At 71.5% G+C, this 5,813-nt stretch carries 6 protein-coding genes; 1 reads left to right on the forward strand and 5 read right to left on the reverse strand.

The window, feature by feature from the left end; translation table 11 throughout:
* The 5 genes from PROKR_RS11300 to PROKR_RS11320 all read right to left on the reverse strand — a co-directional run.
* Nucleotides 1-973, reverse strand: a 973-nt coding sequence (locus PROKR_RS11300; protein ID WP_084800378.1) for a phosphatidylinositol mannoside acyltransferase, incomplete at its 3' end; no start/stop codon positions are given.
* Nucleotides 973-1,641, reverse strand: coding sequence for a phosphatidylinositol phosphate synthase (pgsA, locus tag PROKR_RS11305; RefSeq protein ID WP_051432883.1), 669 nt, complete (start codon nt 1,639-1,641; stop codon nt 973-975). The genes pgsA and PROKR_RS11300, both read right to left, overlap by 1 nt.
* Nucleotides 1,642-1,652: 11 nt before the next feature.
* Entirely contained in the window at nt 1,653-2,207 is a 555-nt protein-coding gene (locus PROKR_RS11310; RefSeq protein ID WP_036963141.1) for an HIT family protein, read from the reverse strand.
* Complete coding sequence (thrS, locus tag PROKR_RS11315) at nt 2,207-4,225, reverse strand: threonine--tRNA ligase (RefSeq protein WP_036963142.1); 2,019 nt, start codon at nt 4,223-4,225, stop codon at nt 2,207-2,209. Before thrS ends, PROKR_RS11310 begins: the two co-directional genes overlap by 1 nt.
* Before the next feature lie 120 nt (nt 4,226-4,345).
* On the reverse strand, nt 4,346-4,555 hold the full coding sequence (locus PROKR_RS11320; RefSeq protein WP_036963143.1) for a hypothetical protein: 210 nt from the start codon (nt 4,553-4,555) through the stop codon (nt 4,346-4,348).
* A 178-nt stretch (nt 4,556-4,733) separates the two neighbouring features.
* Here PROKR_RS11320 and PROKR_RS11325 point away from each other — a divergent pair.
* A partial coding sequence (locus PROKR_RS11325; protein WP_211240107.1) for a cation:proton antiporter occupies nt 4,734-5,813 on the forward strand: 1,080 nt, incomplete at its 3' end.

The following is a 5,813-nucleotide window of genomic DNA, read 5'->3' on the forward strand; positions in this document are numbered from 1 at the left end:
CGCGCCGCTGGGTCTCGCGTTCCTCGGCCGCGCGCCGCTGCGCCTGCCGCTGCCGCGCCGGGCCGAGGTCCGCGACGAACACGCGCTGCAGCATGTGCCAGTCGTGGGTGTGCTCGGTGATCGTCTCCGCGAGCTGGTCCACCCAGCCCTGCGTGAGCACGCGTGCCTGCTCGGCGCGCGGCAGCCCGGGGTCGGGCTCGGGCAGGGGCGGGTGGAACCGGATGACGATGCCCCAGGGCGTGCCGGCGGCCTTGCGGCGGTCGCCGCGCAGCCGCTCGTAGGTGATGCCGACGGCGCTGACCGGGACGCCCGCCTCCAGACCCAGGAGGGCCGGACCGGCGGCCACGCGGGCACGGTGCCCGGCGAGATCGACCTCGATGCCGGTCGAGGTGAGGTCGCGGTCGCTGAGCAGCGGGATGAGCCGGCCGCCCTCCTTGGCGCCGCGGACCAGGGCGCCGAGCACGTCGCCGTCGCCGAGGGCCAGCACGTCGATGCCCAGGGAGCCGCGGAACCGCACGAACTCCTCGAACAGCTCGTCAGGCTTGAGCCGTTCGGCGACGGTGAGGACCCCCGCGAGGTTCTGGGAGCCGTACGCCCCGGCGAGGTCCCAGTTGCCGAGGTGACCGAGAGCGAGCGAGACGGCGCCGCCGTCGTCGATCACGGGCCGCACGTGCTCGTCGTAGCCCTCCAGGCGCACCCGTGCGCGAAGCTGCTCGGCGGTGACGCCCTGCAAGGTGAACGCCTCGCGGAAGTAGCGCATGTAGCTGCGCATGCCGGCCCGGGACAGCCGGCGCACGGCCGCGGCGTCCAGGTCGGGCCGGACCCGCGCGTAGTTGCCCTCCATGCGGCGCACGCCCTTGCCGCGCCGCAGCCAGGTGACGTCGGCCACCACGGTGAACAGACCCCGGAGCACGGGCTCGGGGATCTTCACGGCGTTGCGCCACGCGAACGTGTAGGCCTTGGCGACGTCCATCAGGCGCCCTGCCCGGCCAGCGGACCCTCGTGCGGGTCGGTGCCGGTCTCGACGACCTGGCGTGTGAGCTGCGCGCGCACGGTGGCGATGCGCTGGAACACGGTCACCAGGCTCGCGAGCGCCAGCAGCGTGAGCACCACCTCGAGCACGACGACGGGCAGGCCCACCTGCATGAAGGTGAACGGGACCAGCGCGAGCAGGAGGCGGTCGGCACGCTCGGCGATGCCGACCTGCGCGGTGGCGCCCACGCTCTCGGCCCGGGCCCGGGCGTACGGCACGACGCTGCCGAGCACCAGGCAGGCGAGCGCGGCGGCCGTGCCCCACAGGCCGTGGTGCTCGTCGGGGTGCAGCACGAACCAGAGGGTGATGCCGGCGAAGACGGCGCCGTCGGACAGCCGGTCCAGCGTGGAGTCGAGGAACGCGCCCCACGGGCCGGACCGCCCGGCCTGGCGCGCCATGACGCCGTCGAGCGAGTCGAACAGGACGAAGAAGCCGATGAGGAGACCGCCCACGAGCGTGTGCCCGGTGGGCAACAGCGTCAGGGCCACCGCGGTGACCACGACGGTGCCGGCGATCGTCACCGCGTCCGGCGAGACCCGCAGCGCCAGCAGCAACCGCGCCAACGGGGTGAACAGCGTGGTCATGAAGGAGCGCAGGCCCCGTAACATCAGTTCTCCTCTCAGCCCCCCGCGGTATCCCAGGCCTCCGCGAGCCGACGGCGGGTGTCCGCCAACAGCTCGGGCAGCGACTTCGTCTGCGCCACCACGGGCAGAAAGTTCGCGTCGCCCAACCAGCGTGGCACCACGTGCTGATGCAGGTGTGCCGCGATCCCCGCACCGGCGACCTCGCCCTGGTTGATACCAAGATTGAAGCCTGCCGGCGCGTAAACGGCACGCGACACGCGCATGGCCTGCTGAGTCATCGCCGCCAGCTCGGCCGTCTCGGCCTCTTCGAGGTCCGTGTAGTCCGAGACGTGCCGGTACGGGAGCACCATCAGGTGCCCCGTGTTGTACGGGTAGAGGTTCAGGATGACGTAGCACCGCTCCCCGCGGGCGACGACGAGGCCCTGCTCGTCGTCGCCCGCGGGGATGCGGCAGAACGGACAGTTCTCGACGCTTCCGTCAGCCGGCTTCGCCTCACCACCGATGTAGACGAGCCGGTGCGGCGTCCAGAGCCGCTGGAGCCCGTCCTCCGGCGGGCCGAAGTCCGCGGCGTCCTGGATGGTGGGCTCCATCAGGCCTGCTGCGACCGCTCGGCCACCGCCGTGACGATCCGCTCGATCGCCTCGGCGACCGGCACGCCGTTCTCCTGCGTGCCGTCCCGGAACCGGAACGAGACCGCGCCCGCCTCGGCGTCCTCACCGCCCGCGATGAGCGTGAACGGCACCTTCTCCTTGGACGCGTTGCGGATCTTCTTGGCGAACCGGTCGTCCGACAGGTCGATCTCGACGCGGATGCCGCGGGCGGTGAGCCGTGCGGCGACGTCCTTCACGTAGTCGTCGAACGCCTCTGCGACCGGGACCATCTTGACCTGCACGGGCGCGAGCCACGCCGGGAAGGCCCCCGCGTAGTGCTCGATGAGCACGCCCATGAACCGCTCGATCGAGCCGAACTTGGCCGAGTGGATCATCACCGGCTGCTGGCGCGTGCCGTCCGCGGCGGTGTACTCCAGCCCGAAGCCCTTGGGCTGGTTGAAGTCGTACTGCACGGTGCCCATCTGCCAGGTGCGGCCGATGGCGTCCTTGGCCTGCACGGAGATCTTGGGGCCGTAGAACGCGGCGCCGCCCGGGTCGGCCACGAGGTCCAGGCCGGTCTCGCGGCCCACGCGCTCCAGGATCTCGGTCGCGGCGGCCCAGTCCTCGTCGGAGCCCACGAACTTGTCCGGCTTGGAGTCGTCGCGCGTGGACAGCTCCAGGTAGAAGTCGTCCAGGCCGAAGTCGCGCAGCACGCTGAGCATGAAGTTCAGCAGGTGCTTGACCTCGCCGGGCGCCTGCTCCGGGGTGACGTAGGAGTGCGAGTCGTCCTGCGTCAGGCCGCGCACGCGGGTCAGGCCCTGCACCACGCCCGACTTCTCGTAGCGGTACACCGACCCGAACTCGAACAGGCGCAGCGGCAGCTCCCGGTAGGAGCGCCCGCGCGAGGCGAAGATCAGGTTGTGCATCGGGCAGTTCATGGCCTTGAGCCGGTACTTGGACCCCTCGAGGTCCATCTCCGGGAACATGGTGTCCGCGTAGTACGGCAGGTGCCCCGAGGTGTGGAACAGCCCGTCCTTGGTGATGTGCGGGGTGCCGACGTAGGAGAAGCCCTCCTCGATGTGCCGCTGGCGGACGTAGTCCTCCATGACCCGCTTGATCACGCCGCCGCGGGGGTGGAACAGCGGCAGCCCCGAGCCGACCTCGTCGGAGAAGCTGAACAGGTCCATCTCGGCGCCGATGCGCCGGTGGTCGCGGCGCTCGGCCTCCGCGAGCCGCTCCAGATATGCCTTGAGCTCGTCCTTGGTGGGCCAGGCCGTGCCGTAGACGCGCTGCAGCATCGGGTTCTTCTCGCTGCCGCGCCAGTAGGCGGCGGCGTTGCGCATGAGCTGCACGCCGTTGCCGATCAGGCGGGTGTTCGGCAGGTGCGGGCCGCGGCACAGGTCCTTCCAGACCACGGTCTCGCTCTCGCGGCCGGCGCCCCGGACGTTGTCGTAGATGGTGAGCTCGGCGCCGCCCACCTCGACGTTCTCGCTGTTGTCGTCGTCGCTGGTGCCGCCCTTGAGGCCGATGAGCTCCAGCTTGTAGGGCTCGTTCGCGAGCTCGGCGCGCGCCTCGTCCTCGGTGACGACACGGCGGCGGAAGGTCTGGCCCTCCTTGATGATGCGGCTCATCGTCTTGTCGAGGGCCTTGAGGTCCTCGGGCGTGAACGGCGTCTCGACGTCGAAGTCGTAGTAGAAGCCGTCGGTGACGGGCGGGCCGATACCCAGCTTCGCGTCCGGGTTGACCTGCTGCACGGCCTGCGCCAGGACGTGGGCGGCGCTGTGCCGCAGCACGGCCAGGCCGTCGGGCTCGCTGATCGTCACCGGCTCGACCTTGTGGCCGGCCGGGATCTCGCGGTCGAGGTCCCACAGCTCGCCGTCCACGCGCACGACGACGACGTCGCGGCGGTCGCCGTACAGCTCGACGCCGGAGGTCGTCGCCGCGGTCGTCGTCGCCTCCGTGGGGCTCTCGACCGGGGTGAGGTCGGCAGGGACGGGCGGCGATACGACGTCGGACACGGCTGTGCTCCTAGCGGAAGGTCATGAGAACTGATCGAGGGGCGCCGTCGTCACCGACAACGCCCCTCGATCGTACCGACCGTAGGTCGCGACCGCCGCCAGCGTGGCGGCAGACGGGTGCTAGCGCCCGTCGCGCTCCCGCTCCTCGGGACCGCCCCACTCCTTCGCCTTCTCACCCAGCGAGTCGATGGCGCCGTCAGCCTGGTCGGGCGCAAAGCCCTTCAGCTTGTCGGTAGCGGCGTCCACGTTCTCGTCGGTGAGCTGCTCCTTCGCCTTCGCCACGTTGTCCGGGTCCGTCACGAACTCCTTGGCCTTGTCAAAAAGCCCCATGTTCGACTCCTTCTCGACACAGGCACACGACGTGCGCCCCCTGCGCGACGACGGGGTCCCGCCGCCACCCCGAACCTATGCGCAGACATCGATCCGCGCCCGACGACACCGTGCGACCTGGTTTCTCGGGCGGCGGAAAGAATCGGCGGACGCCGCCCGCGTCTCGTAACGTCAGCCTGTGGAGTACCTGATCGTCGCGGTCGTCGCCGCCGTCCTCATCATCGCCGTCACCGCGCTGGCGCCCCGGGCCGGCGTCGCCGCGCCGCTGGTCCTGGTGGTGCTGGGGGCGGGCGTGAGCCTGCTGCCGTGGGTGCCGGCGGTGGAGATACCCCCGGAGGTGATCCTCGGCGGCGTGCTGCCGCCGCTGCTCTACTCGGCGGCGGTCGGCCTGCCGTCGATGGACTTCCGGCGCGACTTCACGGCCATCGGCGGTCTCTCCGTGACGCTCGTGGTGATCAGCTCGGTGCTGCTCGGCCTGCTCTTCCGGTGGCTCATCCCCGGGATCGACCTGGCCACGGCCATCGCCCTGGGCGCGATCGTGAGCCCCACCGACGCCGTGGCGACCTCGATCGTGAAACGACTCGGGGCCTCGCCGCGCACCGTCACGATGCTCGAGGGCGAGTCCCTGCTCAACGACGCCTCCGCGCTGGTGCTGCTGAGGTCCGCGATCGCGGCCACCGCCGCCTCGGTCAGCCTCTGGGGCGTCGTGGGCGACTTCGCGTACGCGGCCCTGGTCGCCGTCGCGATCGGCGTGCCCGTCGGGTGGGTGGGTTTGCGGGTGCGCCGTCGGCTGGGCCACGCCGCGCTGAGCACCGCCATGTCGTTCGTGGTCCCGTTCGTCGCGTACCTCCCGGCCGAGGAGCTCGGCGCGTCCGGCCTGGTGGCGGTGGTCGCCGCAGGCCTCGTGACCGGCAACGGGTCCCCGCGCTACCTGCGCCCGCAGGACCGCATCGCCGAGCGCTCCAACTGGCACACCGTGGAGCTGCTGCTCGAGGGCGCGGTCTTCCTCATCATGGGCATCGAGCTGTTCGGCCTGATCGAGGACGCCGAGGCCGGGACGGGTTCCTTGGGGCAGGCCGTCGTGGTCGCGGCCGTCGCGAGCCTCGCGATCCTCCTGGTACGCACTGCGTTCGTGACGCCCCTCATCGCGATCCAGGCCCGCCGGGCGCGGCGCGGCGAGGCCGTGCGCGAGACCCTGACCGCGTTCCAGGACCGCATCGACCAGCGGGCCGCCGCCACCCCGCCACCGGCCGAGCCC

Origin of the sequence: Promicromonospora kroppenstedtii DSM 19349 (genome assembly GCF_000515355.1) — a bacterium.
GTDB classification, from domain to species: Bacteria; Actinomycetota; Actinomycetes; order Actinomycetales; family Cellulomonadaceae; genus Promicromonospora; species Promicromonospora kroppenstedtii.